The organism is Deinococcus sonorensis KR-87, assembly GCF_040256395.1.
Taxonomy (GTDB): Bacteria; Deinococcota; Deinococci; order Deinococcales; family Deinococcaceae; genus Deinococcus; species Deinococcus sonorensis.
The window spans coordinates 292,189-310,644 of the sequence record NZ_CP158297.1 but is presented as its reverse complement, the minus strand read 5'-3'; the positions used below and the strand labels follow the sequence as shown (position 1 = coordinate 310,644).

Sequence of the window (18,456 nt, the reverse complement as noted above, 5' to 3'; positions counted from 1 at the left end):
ATCCGCTCAGGCGAGCGAGCCGCTTGAAGGACATCACGGCCCCGCCGCACACGGCGATGGCGGCTGGACGTTCAGGACACCCGCGGCACGGCTGCAGCCAGCGCGGCTTCCCCGTGCAGACTCAGGAAGGCCCGCACGACCGCCGGGTCGAACTGACGACCCGACTGCGCCTGGATCTCCCGGACCGCCGCGTCGGCGCTCCACGCCGGTTTGTAGGGCCGCTCGCTGATCAGCGCGTCGTAGACGTCGCATACGGCGAAGATGCGGGCCACCAGCGGAATCGCCTCTCCGGCCAGGCCGTCCGGGTACCCGCCGCCGTCCCAGCGTTCATGGTGATGCCGGATCACCTCCAGCACCGCCGTGGCCAGGTTCGGAATGCGGCAGGCCAGGTCCCACCCGCGGGTGGTGTGCGTCTGCATCACCGTCCACTCGTCCGCTGTGAGCCGCCCGGGCTTGTGCAGGATGGCGTCCGGGACGCAGAGCTTGCCGAGGTCGTGCAGGTACGCGCCCTCACGCAGCTGATCGAGGTCGCTGCCGCGCAGCCCGAGCGCCTCCCCCAGCCGGCCGGCCATCTCGGTGGTGCGCTGGGTGTGCCCGTGCGTTTCCAGGTCCCGCGCTTCCAGCGCGATGCCCAGCGTCAGCAGCCCGGCTTCGAGCGTCTCGCGCACCTGCTGCGCCACCCGCCGCAGCTCCAGCGCGTGTTCCAGCCGCAGCGCCGCCAGTTCCAGCACCTTGCGCATGTGCGGGGTGATGGTGTGCCAGCGGTGCACGGTGCGCAGGGTGATGCTGGCGACGATCCGCCCCTGGCTGAACACCGGCGTCATGATGCCGCTCTTGACGCCCTGCTCGACCATCAGCGGAATCACCTCCGGCGAGGACGGGTAGTCGGTGCTCCACGCGGTCCGCTGCGTGCGCTGCACGGTCCTGAACGCGCCCGCCAGCGGCTGGGGAGCGCCCAGTGCCGGCAGCGGGACCGGCAGCCCCGCGCGGATCGCCTGGTGGGTGGCGGTGTACGTGGCGCCGCCCGCGTCCCACACCTGGAACACCGCGTGGTCAAAATCCAGCAGGGTCAGCAGCCGCTCCAGGGTGTACTGGGTGATGTCGTCCGGGTCGTCCAGCATCTCGAGCTGCTGCGAGAACGCCACGAAGTTCAGCACCTCCCCGTCGTCCGGCAGCACCGCGTACAGGCGGTCCTTCTGCTGCTGCAGGCGGTCGTCCGCGATCGCGAAGGCGCGTTCGAAGGGGGTGCCGCCGGGCCACACGGCCAGGCCGGAGCTGTACGCCGGCACGCCCGGCTGCGGCGCCGGGGCGTGCCGCAGCGCGTGGTCAAGGGCCCGGGTCAGCAGCCCTGGATTCTGGCCCGGCGCCAGCAGCACGAATTCGTCCCCGCCCCAGCGGCAGATCAGCCCGCCGGCCGGCAGCGCCTCCTGCAGCAGGTGGGCGACCTGGCGGATGTGCAGGTCGCCGCCGGTGTGGCCGCGCACCGCGTTCATCAGTTTGAGCCGGTTCAGGTCCACCAGCGCCAGCACCGCGCCCTGCGTGCAGGGATGAGGGGTGGCGAGCACGTCGAGGAACGTCTGACGGGTCAGGCAGCCGGTCAGCGCGTCGTTCGCGTCCCGCGCCGCCGTCCGGACGTCGCGCAGCAGCGGCCGCACCTGCACCAGCACGCCCCCGTGATGCGGATACAGGGTCAGGTTGATCCAGCGCTGGTGGCGGCCCCCGAACGTCTCGAACTCGGCGCGCTCCTGCCGGTCGATCGCCTGCTGAACCGCGTCGATCAGGTCCTGACCGGGCCGGACCGGCAGCCCGTCCTCGAAGCGCTGGCCGAGCAGCGCGTCCGGCGTGCAGTGCCAGGCGGCGAGCGCGAAGGCGTTCACGAACGTGAACCGCCGCTCCGCGTCAAGGATGTACAGCACGTCCTGCACCGCGTCATACGGGTGCGGCTGGACCACCTTGTCGAGCGGGGAGACGGATGCACGCATACGGGCAGGGTACCGCCGAGCCTCACACAGGCGCCTGACAGCGCGCGGCGGGACCAGCACCTTCATGTGGCTGAACGGGTCACGAGACGGTCAGGAGGGAAAACGCTGCCAGTGGCCCTCGGAAATGACCGCCATCACCCCATCCCGTACCGTGATGGCGGTCTGGTCATCCATGCCGTACGTCGGGACCGGCACTTCGGCCGCCATGCGTTCCACCTTCGCCGCGGAGCTCTCCGGGTGGTTGCGGTGATTCAGGTGCGGCAGCACCGCGAAGTCCACCAGCCCGAGCCCCTCCTGGATGACGAAGGGCGCCTGCGGGTCGTCGTACGTTTCGCCGTACACCGGGGCCGTCACCATGCTGCCGGCGCTGATCCCCACATAGACGGTGTCGTGCAGCGACGGCAGCAGGTCCGCCAGCCCCGATTCGCGCATCCAGCGGCTCAGGTACACGACGTCGCCGCCATACACCAGCAGCGCGTCCGCCTGCTGGACCGCGTCAACCCAGTACTCTCGCTTGATGCTGGGGAGCGCCGTGAGGTCCAGGACGCCCAGCGACTTCCAGCCCAGTTCGGTCATGGGGTTGGCGGTCGCGCCGCTGAGGAACCGGTAGGCCATGAACGGCCCGCCGGGAAAGGGCAGGATCGCGGTGGGGATGCACAGGGCACTCGCCTCCGCGACGGGCTTGCCCAGCAGCCCCTCCAGGGCCGAGTGGATGCTGGGGTTGGTGATGCCCGCGGACGTCAGCAGCAGCTTCATGGTTCCCCTCCGTGTGGGTGCGACAGGCACAGGGCAGCGCGGCGGCTCCCGGTCCGGGTGCGAACACGGAATGCGTCCATAACGTAACCGCAACGACTCTTACTCTGAGAACAGAGTAGCAGATGCTTGAACTCCCGCCACCCTGAACGGCTGCAGGTGGACGGTCGGCGCAAGCGGGTGCAGGGGAGGGAAGCGGACATGGCTGCCCCGCCGTCCCTGGAGCGCGTCACGTTGCCGTGAAACGCAGCACCCGGAACGATCGGCGCGCCTCCTTGGAGGGTGGCCCGCGGTGCTCCCGCCGGTGGAACGCCAGCGAGGAGCCGTGGCCCACTGCGGCGGCGCGGGCGCCGATGCGCTGCTCGCTTCCCAGAGTTCTTCCAGCGTCGCGCCGCGGTTCAGAGCGCCAGGTACGCTGAGCGCACGCCCGGGTCGGCCAGCAGGGCCGCGCCGGTGCCTTCCTGCACCACGGCGCCGTTCTCCAGCACGTACGCCCGGTCGGCCAGGGTGAGGCTCTGCGCGACGTTCTGCTCGACCAGCAGCACCGCCACGCCCTCGGCGTTCACCGCCTTGAGGGCGCCGAACACCGTCTGGGTGACCTTCGGGCTCAGGCCCAGGCTCGGCTCGTCCACCAGCAGCACCTCGGGTCGGCCCATCAGCGCCCGGCCCACCGCCAGCATCTGCTGCTCCCCGCCGGACAGCGTGCCGGCCAGCTGCGAGCCGCGCTCCTCCAGCCGCGGGAACAGCGCGTACACCTGCTCGAGGCCCGCGGCCTGCCGCTGCTTCGCCTCGGCGCGCACGGCCGTGCCGAGCTGCAGGTTCTCACGCACGGTCATCTGCGCAAACAGCTCCCGGCCCTCCGGCACGTGCCCCAGACCCAGCTGCACCATCCGGGTGGGCGTGGCGCGCGTCACGTCCTGGCCGTCCAGGCGTACCCGCCCGCCGCTGGGCCGCAGCAGGCCGCTGACGGTGCGCAGCAGGGTGGTTTTGCCGGCGCCGTTCGCGCCGATCACCGCCACGAACTCGCCCGCGCTCACCTGCAGGCTCACGTCCCACAGCACCTGCACCTTCCCGTACCCGGCGCTCAGCTGCTCAATCCTGAGGTCCATTCACGTCACCTCCGTCAGCGGCGTGCCCAGGTACGCGCTCACCACCCGCGGGTCCTGGGTCACGTCGTGGTAGGGGCCCTCGGCCAGCACCTGCCCCTGGTCCATCACGATCACCCGGTCGGCCAGGTCCCGCACCACCGGCATGATGTGCTCGATGAACAGCACGCTCACGCCGCTGTCGCGGACGCTGCGGACCAGCGCCACCGCCTCCTGCGCCTCGGTGGGCCGCAGGCCCGCCATCACCTCGTCCAGCAGCAGCAGCCGGGGGCGGGTGGCCAGCGCGCGCGCCACTTCCAGCCGCTTGTCCTGCAGCAGCGTCAGGTCGTGCGCCGCCTTCTCCGCGTGGGCGATCAGCCCGGTGCGTTCCAGCAGCGTCCAGGCCTGCGCGCGCGCGTCGTGCAGCCGGGTGCCGGGCGTGCCGAACAGCGCGCCCACCGTGACGTTCTCGTGCACGGTCATCTCCGGGAACGGCCGCACGATCTGGAACGCGCGGCCCAGCCCCAGCCGGCAGCGTCCCTCCACGCTGAGCGACGTCACGTCCCGGTCGCCCAGGAACAGCCGGCCCGCGCTGGGCCGGTACAGCCCGGAGAGCAGGTTCAGCAGGGTGGTCTTGCCCGCGCCGTTCGGCCCGATCACCGCCAGGATCTCGCCCGGCGCCACCGAGAAGCTCACCCCCTGCACCGCCTGCAGACCGCCGAAGCGCTTGCTGAGCTGCTCGGCGCGGAGCACCGGCGTCATACGTCCCCCCCGGGCCGGCGCCGCCGCAGGCCCATCAGGCCGCGCGGCAGCCACAGGATGCTCAGGATCAGCACCAGCCCGTACACCATCAGCGAGCCGTCCTTGAGGACGGTGTGCAGCAGTTCCTCGCTGCCGCGCAGCACCGTGGCGCCCAGCACCGGCCCCAGCGTGGTGTACAGCCCGCCGAAGATGCTGGTGGTGAGCGGCGCGATGCTCGTCGCGACGCTGAAGGTCTCCTGCGGGTTGATGAAGAAGGTCTTCCCGGCGTACAGCACGCCCGCCAGCGCCGCCAGAAACGAACTCAGCGCGAACGCCAGCAGCCGGTAGCGCACCACCGGCACGCCCAGCACCCGCGCGACGTCCTCCCCCTGCCGCACCGCGCTGAACGCCAGGTGCAGCCGCGAGAAGCGCACCGCCAGGCTGCACGCCACAGTGAGCAGCAGCACCGCGAAGGCCAGGAAGTACTGCCCGCGCGGAGAGCCGGCCAGCAGCGCCGGCACCAGCATCCCGTTCGCGCCGCCCGCCAGACTGTCCGGCAGGTTCTGCACCACCGTGCGCAGCACCTCGGTGAACGCCAGCGTGGCGATCGCGAAGTACATGCCCGACAGCCGCAGCGTCACGGCGCCGAGCAGCACGCTCACGGCCGCCGCGATCAGCGCGGCGAGCGGCATCGCCACCCCCCACGCGAGCCCGGCTTTGCTCAGCAGCGCGAAGCCGTACGCGCCGATGCCGTAGAAGGCCGCGTGCGCCAGCGACAGCTGCCCGCTGCGCGCCAGCAGGTCCCAGCTGAGCGCCAGCACGCCCGCCACCACGGTGAAGTACCCGATCTGCAGCAGGTACTCGCTGCGCGCCCCGAACGGCAGGAACGGAAAGGCCGCGGCCAGCAGCAGGTACGCCAGCAGCGGCCACAGCTGCCGCCAGCGCCCGGCCCCGTGAGCGGCGCGCAGCACCTCGGGCCGGGCCGTCACCGCGCCGCTCCGCGCAGCGAGCGCCCGACCAGCGCCGCGAAGATCATCAGGAAGAACACCGCGTCGCTCCAGCCGCCGCCGCCCGGCACGTACGTCTGCACCAGCGCCTCCGTGACGCCCAGCAGCACGCTCGCCCACAGCACCCCGGTCAGGTTGCCCAGGCCCGCCATCACGATGATCGCGAAGGCCTTGAGGCTGAACACCAGCCCCACCGTCGGGCTGGCGAACAGCGTCGTGGCCACCAGCACGCCCGCCACGCCGCTCAGCGCGCACGCGACCGAGAAGGCGATCAGGTACACCCGGTCCACGTTCAGGCCGATCAACGCCGCACCGCGGCGGTTCTGCGCCACCGCCCGCATCTGCTGCCCCAGGCTGCTGCGGTACAGCAGGGTGTACAGGCCGCCCAGCAGCGCGGCGGCCAGCAGGAACGCCACAAGTTTCGGGCCGCCCACCGTCAGCGGGCCCACGGCGAGGCTGCTGCCCTGGTACCCGGTGCTGAGCGTGCGGGTGTTCGCGCCGAACAGCAGCAGCGCCAGGTTCTGCAGCACGATGCCGATGCCGAAGGTGAGCAGCATCTGGTTGAGTTCCGGCGCGACCAGCACGTGCCGGATCGCGACCCGGTACGTCAGCGCGCCGGCCGCGAACACCGCCAGTGCTGCCACCGTCACGCTGATCAGCGGGTCCACGCCCAGCACCGCGCTCATGCCGTAGGCGATAAACGCGCCGATCATCAGGTACTCGCCGTGGGCGAAGTTCACGATGCCGACCACGCCCACCGCCAGGGCCAGCCCGGCGGCGACCAGCGCGTACACGCCGCTTTGCAGCAGGCCGTTCAGCAGGGTTTGCAGGAAGAGATCCACAACGTTCACTCCAGACGCGAGGGGCTTAGCGGGTGCTGTTGTACTGGATGGTGCCGCGCGCGAATTTCACCGGGTACACCGGCAGGCGCGCGCCGTCACGGAACTGGAAGTCCAGCCAGCTGCCGGCCTTGAAGCCCTGGTACTTCGTCTTGCCGCTCTCGCTGAAGGTCAGCCGGCCGAACGGCGTGTCCACGTCGGTCTTCGCCAGTTCCGCCGCCACCTTGTCCTTGTCGGTGCTGCCGGCGCGGTTGATCGCGTCGGCGAGCGTCTTGAGGTTCACGTACGCCAGCGGCGCGAAGTACTCCTCGGTCACGCTCCCAAACCGCTTCTGGTACGCCGCCACGAAGCTGCGGCTGGCCGGCTGCGGACTGCTCGGCAGCCACAGGCTCAGGCCCGCCACGCCCTGCGCCAGCGGGTTCTTCTCGAAGCCCACCGGCCAGGACGGCGGCGTGCCGTACACCATGCCGACATTCAGGCCCTGCTGCCGGATCTCCGTGGCGAGCGGCAGCGCGTCCACGTCATACCCGATCCAGTGGATGATGTCCGGCTTCGCGGCCTTGGCCTTGCTCACGAACGGCCCGAAGTTGCCGCTGCCGCTCTTGAACTTCTCGCTCAGCACCACGTTGAAGCCGTTCTTCTTCAGCAGCGCCACCAGCGAGTCGATGCCGCTCGCCCCGAACGGCCCGTCCTCGTAGGCAATCGCAATGTTCTTGGCGCCCTTGCTGCTCTTCAGGTAGCGGTAGTACGCCAGCACGGCCGTCACATTGTCGTACGCCCACGGGTGGTAGTGGAAGAAGTACGGGTCGCCCGCGAACGCGTCCTGCACCGTGACGGCCGCCGCGCCGATCCAGGCCATGAAGGTGTTGTACTGCCGGGCCGGGCCGCTCACGGCGATGCTGGTGGCGCTCGACACGCCGCCCGCCATGAAATCCACCCGGTCGACGGTCACGAGCCGCACGAACTCCGGCACCGCCTTGGCGGGCGTGCTGCCGTCATCCGCGAAGTCCAGCTCCAGCGGCTTGCCGAGCACCCCGCCCGCGCGGTTGATCTCCTCGAGCGCCAGGCGGTACCCGTTCTGGGCCGCCTGCCCCGACACGCTGCCGGACCCGGACAGCGGAAGCAGCACCCCGACCTTCACCGCGCCAGCGCAGGAGAAGGCCAGCATCATTGCCAACGTGAGAAAGTTTTTCATGTTCGCCGGCAGTGTAGACGCGGGGCGTTACGGCCGCGTCACAGTGACGCGCCGGGCCGGGTGTGACCGGGCCGTAACGCCCCGCCGGTACCGTGCGGAGGTGACCTCCCCAGAACGCTTCGTCTTCGAGACGCGCACCTCGCTCTCGGGCAGCGCCGCGCTGCCGGTGCAGCTGGGCGTGGAGACGCTCGGCACCCTGAATGCCCGGCGCGACAACGCGGTGCTCGTCTGCCACTACTACACCGGCACCAGCCACGCGATGGGCGAGGGCGGCTGGTGGGCGCCGCTGATCGGGCCGGGCCGGCCGCTCGACCCGGACCGCTTCCTGGTGGTGTGCATGAACAGTCTTTCGAACGTGCAGGCGCGCGACCCGCAGGTGGTGACCACCGGCCCCGACTCGCTGCACCCGGACGGCACCCCGTACGGCGCGCGCTTCCCGGCGTGGACGCTCGCGGACCTGTTCTCGCTGCAGCTGGAGCTGATGCGGCAGCTGCAGCTGCCCGCGTGGCACGCGGTGGTGGGCCCCAGCTTCGGCGGCATGCAGGCGCTGCAGTGGGCGGCGCGCGCCCCGGAACTGGCGCCGCGGGTGGCGGCGTTCGTCACCAGTCCGCACGCCGGGCCGGTGCTGCGCGGGGTGTTCCAGCCGGCGCTGCACGACGCCGCGCAGCGCGGCGACGACGTGACGGCGGCGCTGCGGCTCATCACCTTCTTCGGGCTGGGCGCCGACGGCATCGAAGCGCAGTTCCCCGGCGGGCTGGACGACCACCTGCAGGAGCGTGGCCGCACCGCCAGCCTGCGGCACGTGCTGGACATCGGCCGGGCCGTCGGCACCCACGACCTCAGTGAGGTGGCCGAGTGGCCGCAGCTGTTCGCGCGCTGGCGGCAGCTCGGCACCCGGCTGAGCACCGTGAACGTGCAGGGCGACCAGTTCTTCCCGGCGGCCGAGATGCGGCGCTTCGCGGCGCAGGCGCGGGCGGCCGGGGTGGACTTCACGCACCGCGAGGTGCAGAGCCTCGCCGGGCACCTGGCGTGTCTGCAGGACCCGCAGCCGTTCGGCGAGGCGCTGGACGCGCTGCTGAACAGCCCGCCTGCCGCACCCCCACTCACCCCGGAGCCGGAGGAGCGCCCGACATGGCGCTGAGTGCCCGGCGCGCCGGACACGGCCGGCCGCTGCTGGCCCTGCACGGGAACTTCGCGTCCAGCCGCTGGTGGGACGACCTGCTGGCTGAGCCCCCCGGCGGGTGGGAGGTGATCGCGCCGGACCTGCCTGGGTTCGCCGGCACGCCCACCGACCCGGACGTCAGCATCCCCGCCTACGCGGACGCAGTGTGGGCGCTGATGCAGCAGGAACACCTGCACGGCGCGGTGCTGCTGGGCCACTCGCTGGGCGGCGCGGTGGCGCTGGACCTCGCCGCGCGCCACAAGGCGGCCGTGGGCGGGCTGGTGCTGGCGGCCAGCGCGCCGCTCGGCGGGCTGCACACCCCGGAGGAAAACTACCCGGTGCTGGCGCTGCTGCAGCACGACGACCAGCTGCGGGCCCTCAGCATCGGCGCGCTGTTCCCCACCCGGCCACCCGAGACCCTGCCCGACCTGATCCGGGACGCCGGGCGGATGCACCCCGGCCACTACCACGGCAACGCGCGCGCGCTCGCCGGGTGGCAGGTCGACCCCGCCCGGCTGCGGGGCCTCCCGGCGCTGGTGATGGGCGGCGCCCTCGACGCGCTGATCACGCCCGCGATGGTGCGCGAGCAGGCCGAAGCGCTGGGCGTGCCGCCGCACCTGCTGCCGGGCGGCCACGGCTTCCCGCAGGAGCACCCGCAAACGTTCCTGACCGAGCTGAGCGCCTTCCTGCAGACGCTCTCCTGAGGCCGGCGGTGTAGATTCTTGGAAGTTCACCCGCGACAGCTCACCACCCGCCTGGAGGGGTGGGTCTGCGGGGGTGGTTGGAGGGGTGAATGACGAAGGAGTATGAGAGTGCGGCGGCAGCGCTGCGGGGGGTGGTGCAGGACGGGCAGACGCTGGCGGTGGGCGGCTTCGGGCTGTGCGGCGTGCCCGAGGCGCTGATCCTGGCGCTGCGCGACAGCGGCGTGCGCGACCTGACCGTGGCCAGCAACAACGCCGGCGCCGACGGCTTCGCGTTGTGGGAACTGCTGCAGACCCGCCAGATCCGCAAGATGATCAGCAGCTACGTCGGCGAGAACGCCGAGTTCGCCCGCCAGTACCTCGCCGGCGAGCTGGAGCTGGAGTTCACCCCGCAGGGCACCCTGGCCGAGCGCCTGCGGGCCGGCGGCGCCGGCATCCCCGGCTTCTACACCCGCACCGGGGTCGGCACCGTGATCGCCGAGGGCAAGGAGCACCACGAGTTCGACGGGCAGACGTACATCCTCGAGCGCGGCATCCGCGCGGACGTGGGGCTGGTCAAGGCCTGGAAGGGCGACCGGGCCGGCAACCTGATCTACCGCAAGACCGCGCGCAACTTCAACCCGCTGGTGGCGATGAGTGGCCACGTCACCATCGCGGAGGTGGAGGTGCTGGTGGAGGTGGGTGAGCTGGACCCGGATCAGGTGCACACCCCGGGCATCTATGTGCAGCGGCTGGTCCACAACCCCACGCCCCGGAAACTGATCGAGAAGCGCACCGTGCGGGAGGGTTGAGATGAGCTGGAGCCGGGACGAGATGGCGGCGCGTGCGGCGCAGGAGCTGCAGGACGGGATGTACGTGAACCTGGGCATCGGGCTGCCCACGCTGGTGGCGAACTTCATTCCCGACGGGGTGGACGTGATGCTGCAGTCGGAGAACGGGCTGCTGGGCATCGGGCCGTTTCCCACTGAAGCGGAGCTGGACAGTGACCTGATCAATGCGGGCAAGCAGACGGTCACGGCGGTGGCGGGGGCGAGCTTCTTCTCGAGCGCGGAGAGCTTCGCGATGATCCGGGGGGGGCATGTGGACCTGGCGATCCTGGGGGCGATGCAGGTGAGCGAGCGCGGGGACCTGGCGAACTGGATGATTCCGGGGAAGATGGTCAAGGGGATGGGCGGGGCGATGGACCTGGTGGCGGGGGTGCGGCGGGTGGTGGTGCTGATGGAGCACGCGGCCAAAGACGGCAGCCCGAAGCTGCTGCGGGCGTGCACGTTGCCGCTGACCGGGGCGGGGGTGGTGCACCGCGTCATCACCGAGCTCGGGGTGCTGGACGTCACCCCCCAGGGCTTCCAGCTGGTCGAACTCGCCCCACACGTCGCCTTCGACCACCTCCAGAACCACACGGGCGCCCCGGTCCTGGTCCCCTGATGGACGACCGGTGAGCCGGTGGCGGGACGACGCGGCGCCGCGCCGCGCCCGGCCGCCGCAGGTGGCGGGCGCCCTGGCGCGGCCCCGGCTGGCGCAGGCGCTGACCTCCGCGCGGGTGCTGCTGGTCACGGCCACCGCCGGGTACGGCAAGACCACCACCCTGGCCACGCACCTGGAGGCGCTCGGCGCGGCCGCGTGGCTGACGCTCGACCCGGACGACCACGACCCGAGGGTGCTGGCCTCGGGCCTGGCGCTGGCCCTGTCGGGCCTGCCGGGCGCCGATGAGCTGGGCGTGCTGCATGACCAGGGCGCGGCGCCGCTGAGCCTGGCCCGGCGCGCCGCGCGGCTGCTGGAGGAACAGCGCGCGACGCTGGTGGTGGACGAGGCGCAGCACGCGGCGCACGGCGAGGCCGCGGCCGTGCTGCGGGCGCTGCTCGGCGCGCGCGTGGCCCTGCTGTCGCGCACCCCGCTCGACTGGCCGGAACTGACCGCGCTGGAGCTCGGCGGTGAGGCGCGGCGGCTGGAAGCGGCGGAGCTCGCCTTCACCCCCGATGAGCTGGCCGCGCTGATGCAGGCCAACCGGGTGCAGCTGACCGGCCCGCACCTGCGCGCCGCCCACCGGCTCACCGAGGGCTGGCCGATCGCGGCGCGGTTCCTGGCGCAGGCGCTGCGTCAGGGCCGCATCTCGCCGGGCGAGCTCGACACGCTCGACCCGCACGCGCAGGGGCTCGGCACGCTGTTCAGTTACCTGGCGCGGGAGGTGCTGGGCCCGCTCGACGAGAACCTGCGGGTGTTCCTGACGCGCTCCAGCGTCTTCGAGGACCTGAGCGAGGGGCTGCTCACGCAGGTGCTGGACGAGCCGAACGCCGGCGCGTTCCTGGCGGCGCTGGCGGGCGGCGGCACCTTCCTGACGCGCGCCGGCGACACCTTCCGTGCCCACCCGCTGCTGCGCGCCTGGTTGCGCGCGCAGCTGAGTGATGACGACGCGGTGCTGCTCGCGCGGCGCGGCGCGGCGCACTACGAGCACACCGGCCGCCCGCGCCGCGCCGTGGCCGCGCACCTGCAGGGCCAGCAGCCGATGGCGGCGGCGCGGCTGCTGGCCCTGCACGGGCGGACGTGGCTGCGCGCTGGCCGCGGGCGCATGGTGGAGCGCGCGCTGGTGCGGCTCCCGGGCGAGTGCTGGGCCGAGTGGCCGGCGCTGTACACCCTGCTGGGCGACACGCACCGCGCGGCGTCGCGGTACCCCGAGGCGCTGGAGGCCTACCGGCGCGCGCCGCACCCGGATGGCCCGCTCGGGCAGGTGCAGGTGTACCTGGACACGGTGCAGCCGGCGCTGGCGGGCGAGCTGCTGCAGGACCTGCGCCTGCGGGAGGCGGACCCCGGGGTGGTGGACCGGATGCAGGCGGAGAACGCCCTGAACGCCGGGCAGCTCGAGCGGGCGCTGCAGCTGGACCCGGCGCTCGCGCTGAGCGCCCGCTACGCCCTGCGGCGCGGCGACCTGCAGCGCGCCCTGCTGCTGGCGCGTCAGGCGGCCAGCGGCGAGGTGGGGGAGCGGACGGCCGGCAACCACCGCGAGGCGCTGCTGCTCGACAGCTTCCTGAGCGCGTTGCTGGGCGAGCCGCACGACGCGCTGGACCGCGCCGCCGCCGGGCAGGCGGAAGGCGAACGGCTGGAGAGTCCCTTCGTCCGCGCGCTGGCCCGCACCCGCCAGGGGCACGCCCTGCTCGCGGCCGGGCACGACCCGCCGGCGGAGACGGCGTACCGCTCGGCGTTGGAGGAAGCGCAGGGCATCGCGCCGCGCCTGACGGTGGAAGCGCACATGGGCCTGGCGTACCTGGAGGCGCTGGCCGGGCAGGACGGCGGGCACCGGCCTGCCGCGCTGCACGCCGCAGGCCACAGCGGCGACCGGTACATGTGCGGCCTGGCCCGCTTCACGGCGGCCCTCGGCACCGTCCACCGGCTGCAGCGCCGCACAGAGGCGCCCGACCCGGCCACGCTGCAGACCCTGCACGCCCAGCTGGACGAGGCCGCCGCGGAATTCCTGGCGTGCGGCGACACCTTCGGCCAGGACGCGGTGCAGCTGGCCCGCTTCGCGGCCGGGGTCGGGCCAGCCCTGCCGGCGCTGCTGGCCGCGCACCGCGCGCCGTTCCTGCTCAGCCGGCCGTCGCTGCTGGCCCCGGCGCGCCGCCGGGCGGGCCGCGCGCGGGTGCTGTCGGCGCTGCGCGTCGCGGCCCGCCGGGAGCAGCTGCCCTGGACGCTGCAGGGCATCGAGGCGGCGCTCGGGTACCCGTCCGGCGTCCCGGACAGCCACCCGGGCCATGAGGTGCAGGTGCAGCTGCTCGGCCAGCTGTCGCTGCGCGTGGCGGGCCACGAGGTCCGCGAGTGGGGCCGCGCCAAGGCGCGGGACCTGCTGACGCTGCTGGCGGTGACGCCCGGCGGACTGGCGCGCGACGCGGCCCAGGAGGCGCTCTTTCCTGACAGCGAGCCGGGGGTGGGCGAGCGCAACCTGCGCGTCACGCTGCACGCGCTTGGCGCGCTGCTGGAGGCGGGCGCGCCCAGCGGGTTTTTCCTGGACCGCGGCGAGTGGTTGCGGCTGCGCCCGGGACCGGACCTGCAGGTGGACCTGCACGGCGCCGAGGCGCTGCTGGCCCAGCCGCCCGGCACGCCAGGCCGCTCCGAGCGGCTGCTGCGGCTGCCGTCCAGCGTGACGGACAGCGTCCTGGAGGCTGTCCAGGCAGCGGCGGCCCGTTATGCTTCGGCGCTGCCGCCCGCGCTGGCGGCGGAAGGCGCCGCCGCGCTGGCCGCCGGGCAGGCCCTGCTGGCCGAGACGCTCGCGGACCACGCCCTGCGGCTCGACCCGGCCGAGGAGAGCGCCGCGCGGGTGCTGATGCGCGCCCGCTACCAGCTGGGCGTGGCGGCCGGCGTCCACCGCGCCTACACCGCGTGCTGCGGCGCGCTGGGCAGCCTGGGGCTCACGCCGCTGCCCGAGACGGTGGCGCTCTACCGCGCGCTGACCAGCCTCGCGCCGTGAGACGCCACTGTGACGCCGGGCCGCTACCCTGAGCCCATGACCTCCACCTTTGAACCCGCACCCGAAACGCGCGCGGCCCTCGTCACCGGCGGCACCAGTGGCATCGGGCTGGCCGTGGCCCGCAGCCTGCAGCAGCAGGGCCTGCGGGTGGCGGTGGCCGACCTTGACCGCCCGGAAGCGCGCGCGGTGGCCGATCACGACGGCCTGACGTTCATCCCCGCCGACCTGAGCCGCCGCGACGACTGCCGCGCCGCGGTAGACGCCACGCTCGACGCCCTGGGGAGCCTCGACGTGCTGGTGAACAACGCGGGCTTCCAGCACATCGAGCCGATCCGCAGCTTCCCTGAGGACACCTGGGACCGGATGCTCGCGGTGATGCTCACCGCGCCGTTTCTGCTGATGCGCTACGGCTGGGACGCGCTGAGCCGCTCCGGCGCGGGCCGGGTGGTCAACATCGCCAGCATCCACGCGCAGGTCGCCAGTCCCTACAAGAGCGCGTACGTCAGCGCCAAGCACGGCCTGATCGGCCTGACCCGCACCGCCGCGCTGGAAGGGGCGGCGGTGGGCCTGACCGTCAACGCGATCTGCCCCGCGTACGTCCGCACACCGCTGGTCGACGGGCAGATTCAGGACCAGGCGCGCACGCGGGGCCTCAGCCCGCAGCAGGTGGTGGAACAGGTGATGCTGGAACCCGCCGCCATCAAACGCCTGCTGGAGCCGCAGGACGTCGCCGCGCTGGTGCAGTACGTGGTGAGCCCGGCCGCGTGGGGCATGACCGGCGCGGTGCTGGACCTCGATCTCGGCTGGACCGCCCGCTAGGGTGCAGGCAAGGGACGGCCGGCCGCCGCCTCCAGATGCGCCGACACCGCCGTTGCCTTTCACAGGGAAGCGCGTCCGGACGCCCTGCTGAGGCCCCTCCCATCCCGCCGAGAAGCGCACGTCCAGCGGCGGCGCTGCGACGCCCCCGCCGCAGGCGTGCCCAGCAGGTGCGGCCAGAAACGGTGGTCTCCGGGCCGGTGTGGGCCCCGCATCCACCCGGTCCGAGCTCTCCCGGAGGGCGTGAACCGCGGCCCTGTACTGGCCCACCTGACCTTGGCTCGCGGACGGTCCTGCCCCATGTTCCGCAGGGCTCTCCTGGCCAGCGGATGCAGGCGGCCTGCACCTGAGCCGTGGTCAGGCCACATCAGGACCTGCCAGCATGGTCGCGGGGAGGCCGGCGGCCTTCCGGACAGGAGGCAGGGCGCGTGGACATCGAGGAACAAACGGCCGAGGACCTGCAGGCGGCCGTGCGGCGCCACGAGCGCTCGTGTGAGGAGCTGACCAGCCGGTACCTGGAGCGCATCGAGCGGTTCAACCCGCGGTACAACGCGGTGGTGCTGCTGAATCCACGGGCGCTTTCGGACGCGCGGGCCCTCGATGCCAGGCTCGCCGCGGGTGAGCCGCCCGGGCCGCTGGCGGGGCTGCCGCTGGTGATCAAGGACAGCGTGGATGTCGCGGGCCTCCCCACCACCGCGGGCTGGGCGCCGCTCAGCAAGGCGGCCGGCGGGCACGCCCTGCGGCCCGAGCAGGACGCGCCGGTGGTGGCGCGGCTGCGCGCCGCCGGCGCGGTGATCCTCGGGAAGACGAACGTGCCCGCCTTCAGTTACGACCTGACCCGCACGGACAGCAGCTGGGCAGGGCCGACGCTGAACGCCGTGTGCCCGGCCCTCGCTCCTGGGGCCAGCAGCGCCGGCACAGCCACGGCGGTGTCGGGGAACCTCGCGTTCGCCGGGCTGGCGGAGGAGACCGCCGGCTCCATCCAGAACCCGGCGGCGGCGCAGCAGCTGGTGGGGATCAAGCCGACCTTCGGGCTGGTGCCGACGGAGGGCGCGGTGCCGCTCAGCGCCTCCGCCCGGGACGTGATCGGCCCGCACGCCCGCACGGTGCGGGACGCCGCGCTGCTGCTGGGCGTGATGGCGGGCCAGTCCCTGCAGGCGGGGGCGTACCTCGCCGGCCTGCGGCGGGGCGCCCTGCAGGGCCGGCGGCTGGGCCTGTACGGCCCCGGCTGGCGGGATCAGGCGCCGTCCGCCGAGACGCAGCGGCTGTACGCCCGCGCCCTGGACGACCTGCGGGCGCTGGGCGGCGTGCTGATCGAGGACCCGTTCGCGGGCTCGGGATTCGCGGCGGCCGTGCGGGCCCTGCCGGGCTCGCTGGGCTTCGAATGCCTGCCGCACGACCTGGACCGCTACCTGCGCCGCCACCCGCACGGCCCGGCGCCCAGCCTGGCGGCCCTGCGTCGCCTGGGTGGACGCGACCCGTTCGCCGCCGGGGAGGTGCTGGGCGACCTGCGTCACCGGCTCGCGGCGGCCCTCGCGGCCCCGGAGGCGCTGCCGGACCTCCGACGCTTCCACGCCGCGCGCGCGGACCTGCGCGGGCGCGTGGACCGGGTGCTGGACACGCACACGCTCGACGCCCTGGTGTTCCCGCAGCGGCTCGGTGACCTGCCGCCGCTGCACGGCCCGGACGACATCCAGGCGACCACCGTGTCGGAGATCAACGTGGCGGGCCTGCCGGGCGTGACGGTGCCGGCCGGGCAGCACGCGAGCGGCGCGCCCTTCGCCTTGATCTTCGTGGGCCGCGCGTGGAGCGAGGCGCGGCTGCTCGCGCTGGCCCACGACTACGAGCAGGCGACCCGGCATCGCGCGGCCCCGCGGTTGCTGCCCCCGTGACCGCTCAGAGCCGGGTGCGCACCGCCCACAGCTCGGGGAACAGCACCGTTTCGAGCGCCCGGCGCAGGTACCCGGCGCCGCTGGTGCCGCCGCTGCCCGGCTTGAAACCGATCACGCGTTCCACGGTGGTGAGGTGCGCGAAGCGCCAGCGCCGGAAGTGGTCCTCCACGTCCATCAGCTTCTCGGCAAGCTCGTACAGCTCCCAGTAGGCGGAGGGGTCCCGGTAGACCTGCAGCCACGCCTCCAGCACCGCGTCGTCCACCGCGTACGGCTGTGAGACGTCCCGCTGCAGAACAGCGGGCGGTACCGGCAGGCCCCGGGCGGCCAGCAGCCGCAGGGTCAGGTCGTACAGGGTGGGGGCCTGCATCAGCGCCTGCAGCGGCTCGTGCACGTCCGGGCGCTGCGCATGCGGTCGCAGCAGGGCCGGGTGGCGGTTGCCGAGCAGAAACTCCAGCGTGCGGTACTGCGCGGACTGGAAGCCCGACGCCTGCCCGAACGCGCCGCGGAACGTCAGGTAGTCGGTGGGCGTCATGGTGGACAGCACGTCCCACGCCGCCGTCAGCTGCACCTGCGCCTGCACGACCCGGCTCAGCATCTTCAGCGGCCCGTCGACGCTCCCCGCCTCCAGCAGCGCCATGGCCGCCCGCAATTCCCGCACGATCAGGCCCAACCAGACTTCAGACACGTGATGCACCGCGATGAACAGGTGCTCGTCGTGGGCGCCGGTGAGCGGCTGGTGCGCGCCCAGCAGCTCGTCGAGCCGCAGGTACTCGCCGTAGCTCAGTGACCGGCTGAAATCAGCGTGCGCCTGCTCCGGGGTGTCGGGGCCGCTCACCGGGCCCCCACCGTCCAGGGGCGGGCACCCAGGCGGCGCCAGGCCGCCCCGGGTCTGGCGGCCGCATCCCCAGGCGGCACGGTGTGGACGCCTGGACACCGGGTGCGGGCCAGGGCAGACGCGACAGCGGAATGGGGCATGGTCATCTCTTCCCTTCAGATGAGGCGGCGCCACGGTCGGTGAGCGCCACGCAGTCGGCGGAACGCCAGCGGCTTCAGCTGGGCACCGGCAGCGGGCGTCCCAGACGGGCGCACCACCAGGCGTGCACCACACACGCGATGCTGTTGGCACCGTTCGTGCGCCCGGTGCGCGCCGGAGTGGACATGGCTCAGCTTAGGAGATGTGGGCGGGGCGGGCAAGGCACAGCATCCGCCGGAGCGCCTCAGCCGCGGGAAGGCAGGTGCCGCCCCGACCGCCGGCCTACTTCTCGGCGGGCGTCACGAAGCCGATGCGGTTGAAGCTGAGCCGGGTGCCGGCGGCAAAGACCAGCAGGTGGTCGCGCGAGACCACGTAGCGCTGCACGGTGTTCAGGTCATGCACGAACGGCAGGGTGGTGGCGTACAGGCAGCGTTCGTTCGGGGCGGGCGGCAGCATCGACGCGCGGACGGTCAGGGAATTCGCCGCGGCGCTCACACGGCCCTCGAAGCGGCCACAGCCGTAGGTGCCGCGCAGCTGCGCGCCGCTGATCGCCAGCCGCGCGGGCGGAGCGCCGGTCTGCACCGGCTGATCCTGCTCCCAGATGCCGATCAGCGGCGCGGGCACCGCGGTCCGCGCGAAACTTGTGGTGCAGAGCAGGGCAAGCAGCAGAGGAAACGAGCGTGACATGCGTGGAGTCTGGCCGGTGCAGGTGACGCCCGGCTGACGCAGGCGGGTGGAGGGGACGGCCCCACGGTGCCGAGACCGCCGCCAGGATCACGGGGATCGGTGAGGCCGTCCCCAGCAGCGCGCGGGTGTCGTCGCACGTTGCCGTCCTGCCGCTTCCGCCGCTCCAG

General features: G+C 73.1%; 16 protein-coding genes. 7 read left to right on the top strand and 9 right to left on the bottom strand.

What is annotated here, in order from left to right:
* Positions 1-71: 71 nt before the first annotated feature.
* The 7 genes from ABOD76_RS02570 to ABOD76_RS02540 form a co-directional block, all read right to left on the bottom strand.
* Positions 72-1,982: an HD domain-containing phosphohydrolase gene (locus ABOD76_RS02570; RefSeq protein WP_350241172.1), complete on the bottom strand. Its 1,911-nt coding sequence runs from the start codon at positions 1,980-1,982 to the stop codon at positions 72-74.
* A gap of 90 nt (positions 1,983-2,072) precedes the next feature.
* Entirely contained in the window at positions 2,073-2,738 is a 666-nt protein-coding gene (locus ABOD76_RS02565) for a Type 1 glutamine amidotransferase-like domain-containing protein (RefSeq protein WP_350241170.1), read from the bottom strand.
* A 395-nt stretch (positions 2,739-3,133) separates the two neighbouring features.
* Positions 3,134-3,844 carry an ABC transporter ATP-binding protein gene (locus ABOD76_RS02560; RefSeq protein ID WP_350241169.1) on the bottom strand — a complete coding sequence of 237 codons (711 nt, stop codon included), beginning with the start codon at positions 3,842-3,844 and terminating at the stop codon, positions 3,134-3,136.
* On the bottom strand, positions 3,845-4,582 hold the full coding sequence (locus ABOD76_RS02555) for an ABC transporter ATP-binding protein (RefSeq protein WP_350241167.1): 738 nt from the start codon (positions 4,580-4,582) through the stop codon (positions 3,845-3,847).
* Entirely contained in the window at positions 4,579-5,550 is a 972-nt protein-coding gene (locus tag ABOD76_RS02550; protein WP_380130194.1) for a branched-chain amino acid ABC transporter permease, read from the bottom strand. Before ABOD76_RS02550 ends, ABOD76_RS02555 begins: the two co-directional genes overlap by 4 nt.
* Positions 5,547-6,410, bottom strand: coding sequence for a branched-chain amino acid ABC transporter permease (locus tag ABOD76_RS02545; RefSeq protein ID WP_350241165.1), 864 nt, complete (start codon positions 6,408-6,410; stop codon positions 5,547-5,549). Before ABOD76_RS02545 ends, ABOD76_RS02550 begins: the two co-directional genes overlap by 4 nt.
* Before the next feature lie 25 nt (positions 6,411-6,435).
* Positions 6,436-7,602, bottom strand: coding sequence for an amino acid ABC transporter substrate-binding protein (locus ABOD76_RS02540; protein ID WP_350241164.1), 1,167 nt, complete (start codon positions 7,600-7,602; stop codon positions 6,436-6,438).
* Between the two features lie 100 nt (positions 7,603-7,702).
* Between ABOD76_RS02540 and ABOD76_RS02535 the strand changes: the two genes are divergently transcribed.
* The 7 genes from ABOD76_RS02535 to ABOD76_RS02505 all read left to right on the top strand — a co-directional run bounded on the left by ABOD76_RS02535 (position 7,703) and on the right by ABOD76_RS02505 (position 16,629).
* Positions 7,703-8,743: an alpha/beta fold hydrolase gene (locus ABOD76_RS02535; RefSeq protein ID WP_350241163.1), complete on the top strand. Its 1,041-nt coding sequence runs from the start codon at positions 7,703-7,705 to the stop codon at positions 8,741-8,743.
* Entirely contained in the window at positions 8,734-9,468 is a 735-nt protein-coding gene (locus ABOD76_RS02530) for an alpha/beta fold hydrolase (RefSeq protein WP_350241161.1), read from the top strand. Before ABOD76_RS02535 ends, ABOD76_RS02530 begins: the two co-directional genes overlap by 10 nt.
* Positions 9,469-9,557: 89 nt before the next feature.
* On the top strand, positions 9,558-10,256 hold the full coding sequence (locus ABOD76_RS02525) for a CoA transferase subunit A (protein ID WP_350241159.1): 699 nt from the start codon (positions 9,558-9,560) through the stop codon (positions 10,254-10,256).
* Position 10,257: 1 nt separating this feature from the next.
* Positions 10,258-10,890: a CoA transferase subunit B gene (locus tag ABOD76_RS02520; RefSeq protein WP_350241158.1), complete on the top strand. Its 633-nt coding sequence runs from the start codon at positions 10,258-10,260 to the stop codon at positions 10,888-10,890.
* 10 nt (positions 10,891-10,900) lie between these two features.
* The gene (locus tag ABOD76_RS02515; protein ID WP_350241156.1) at positions 10,901-13,921 is read left to right on the top strand and encodes an AAA family ATPase; all 3,021 of its coding nucleotides are present in this window, start codon (positions 10,901-10,903) and stop codon (positions 13,919-13,921) included.
* Positions 13,922-13,957: 36 nt separating this feature from the next.
* Positions 13,958-14,740 (top strand): 3-hydroxybutyrate dehydrogenase, encoded by a 783-nt coding sequence (locus tag ABOD76_RS02510; RefSeq protein ID WP_350241154.1) that lies wholly within the window; start codon positions 13,958-13,960, stop codon positions 14,738-14,740.
* A 425-nt stretch (positions 14,741-15,165) separates the two neighbouring features.
* Entirely contained in the window at positions 15,166-16,629 is a 1,464-nt protein-coding gene (locus tag ABOD76_RS02505; protein ID WP_350241152.1) for an amidase, read from the top strand.
* Positions 16,630-16,633: 4 nt separating this feature from the next.
* Here ABOD76_RS02505 and ABOD76_RS02500 read toward each other — a convergent pair whose 3' ends face one another.
* Positions 16,634-17,464 (bottom strand): tryptophan 2,3-dioxygenase, encoded by an 831-nt coding sequence (locus ABOD76_RS02500; RefSeq protein ID WP_350241150.1) that lies wholly within the window; start codon positions 17,462-17,464, stop codon positions 16,634-16,636.
* 420 nt (positions 17,465-17,884) lie between these two features.
* Complete coding sequence (locus tag ABOD76_RS02495; protein ID WP_350241148.1) at positions 17,885-18,289, bottom strand: hypothetical protein; 405 nt, start codon at positions 18,287-18,289, stop codon at positions 17,885-17,887.
* Positions 18,290-18,456 lie beyond the last annotated feature (167 nt).

What these genes read in the sequence shown, in the direction of transcription:
- ABOD76_RS02570 (WP_350241172.1), bottom strand. Translation starts at nt 1,982, where the DNA reads ATGCGTGCATCCGTCTCCCCGCTCGACAAGGTGGTCCAGCCGCACCCG.
- ABOD76_RS02540 (WP_350241164.1), bottom strand. Translation starts at nt 7,602, where the DNA reads ATGAAAAACTTTCTCACGTTGGCAATGATGCTGGCCTTCTCCTGCGCT.
- ABOD76_RS02530 (WP_350241161.1), top strand. Translation starts at nt 8,734, where the DNA reads ATGGCGCTGAGTGCCCGGCGCGCCGGACACGGCCGGCCGCTGCTGGCC.
- ABOD76_RS02520 (WP_350241158.1), top strand. Translation starts at nt 10,258, where the DNA reads ATGAGCTGGAGCCGGGACGAGATGGCGGCGCGTGCGGCGCAGGAGCTG.
- ABOD76_RS02555 (WP_350241167.1), bottom strand. Translation starts at nt 4,582, where the DNA reads ATGACGCCGGTGCTCCGCGCCGAGCAGCTCAGCAAGCGCTTCGGCGGT.
- ABOD76_RS02510 (WP_350241154.1), top strand. Translation starts at nt 13,958, where the DNA reads ATGACCTCCACCTTTGAACCCGCACCCGAAACGCGCGCGGCCCTCGTC.
- ABOD76_RS02560 (WP_350241169.1), bottom strand. Translation starts at nt 3,844, where the DNA reads ATGGACCTCAGGATTGAGCAGCTGAGCGCCGGGTACGGGAAGGTGCAG.
- ABOD76_RS02495 (WP_350241148.1), bottom strand. Translation starts at nt 18,289, where the DNA reads ATGTCACGCTCGTTTCCTCTGCTGCTTGCCCTGCTCTGCACCACAAGT.
- ABOD76_RS02565 (WP_350241170.1), bottom strand. Translation starts at nt 2,738, where the DNA reads ATGAAGCTGCTGCTGACGTCCGCGGGCATCACCAACCCCAGCATCCAC.
- ABOD76_RS02525 (WP_350241159.1), top strand. Translation starts at nt 9,558, where the DNA reads ATGACGAAGGAGTATGAGAGTGCGGCGGCAGCGCTGCGGGGGGTGGTG.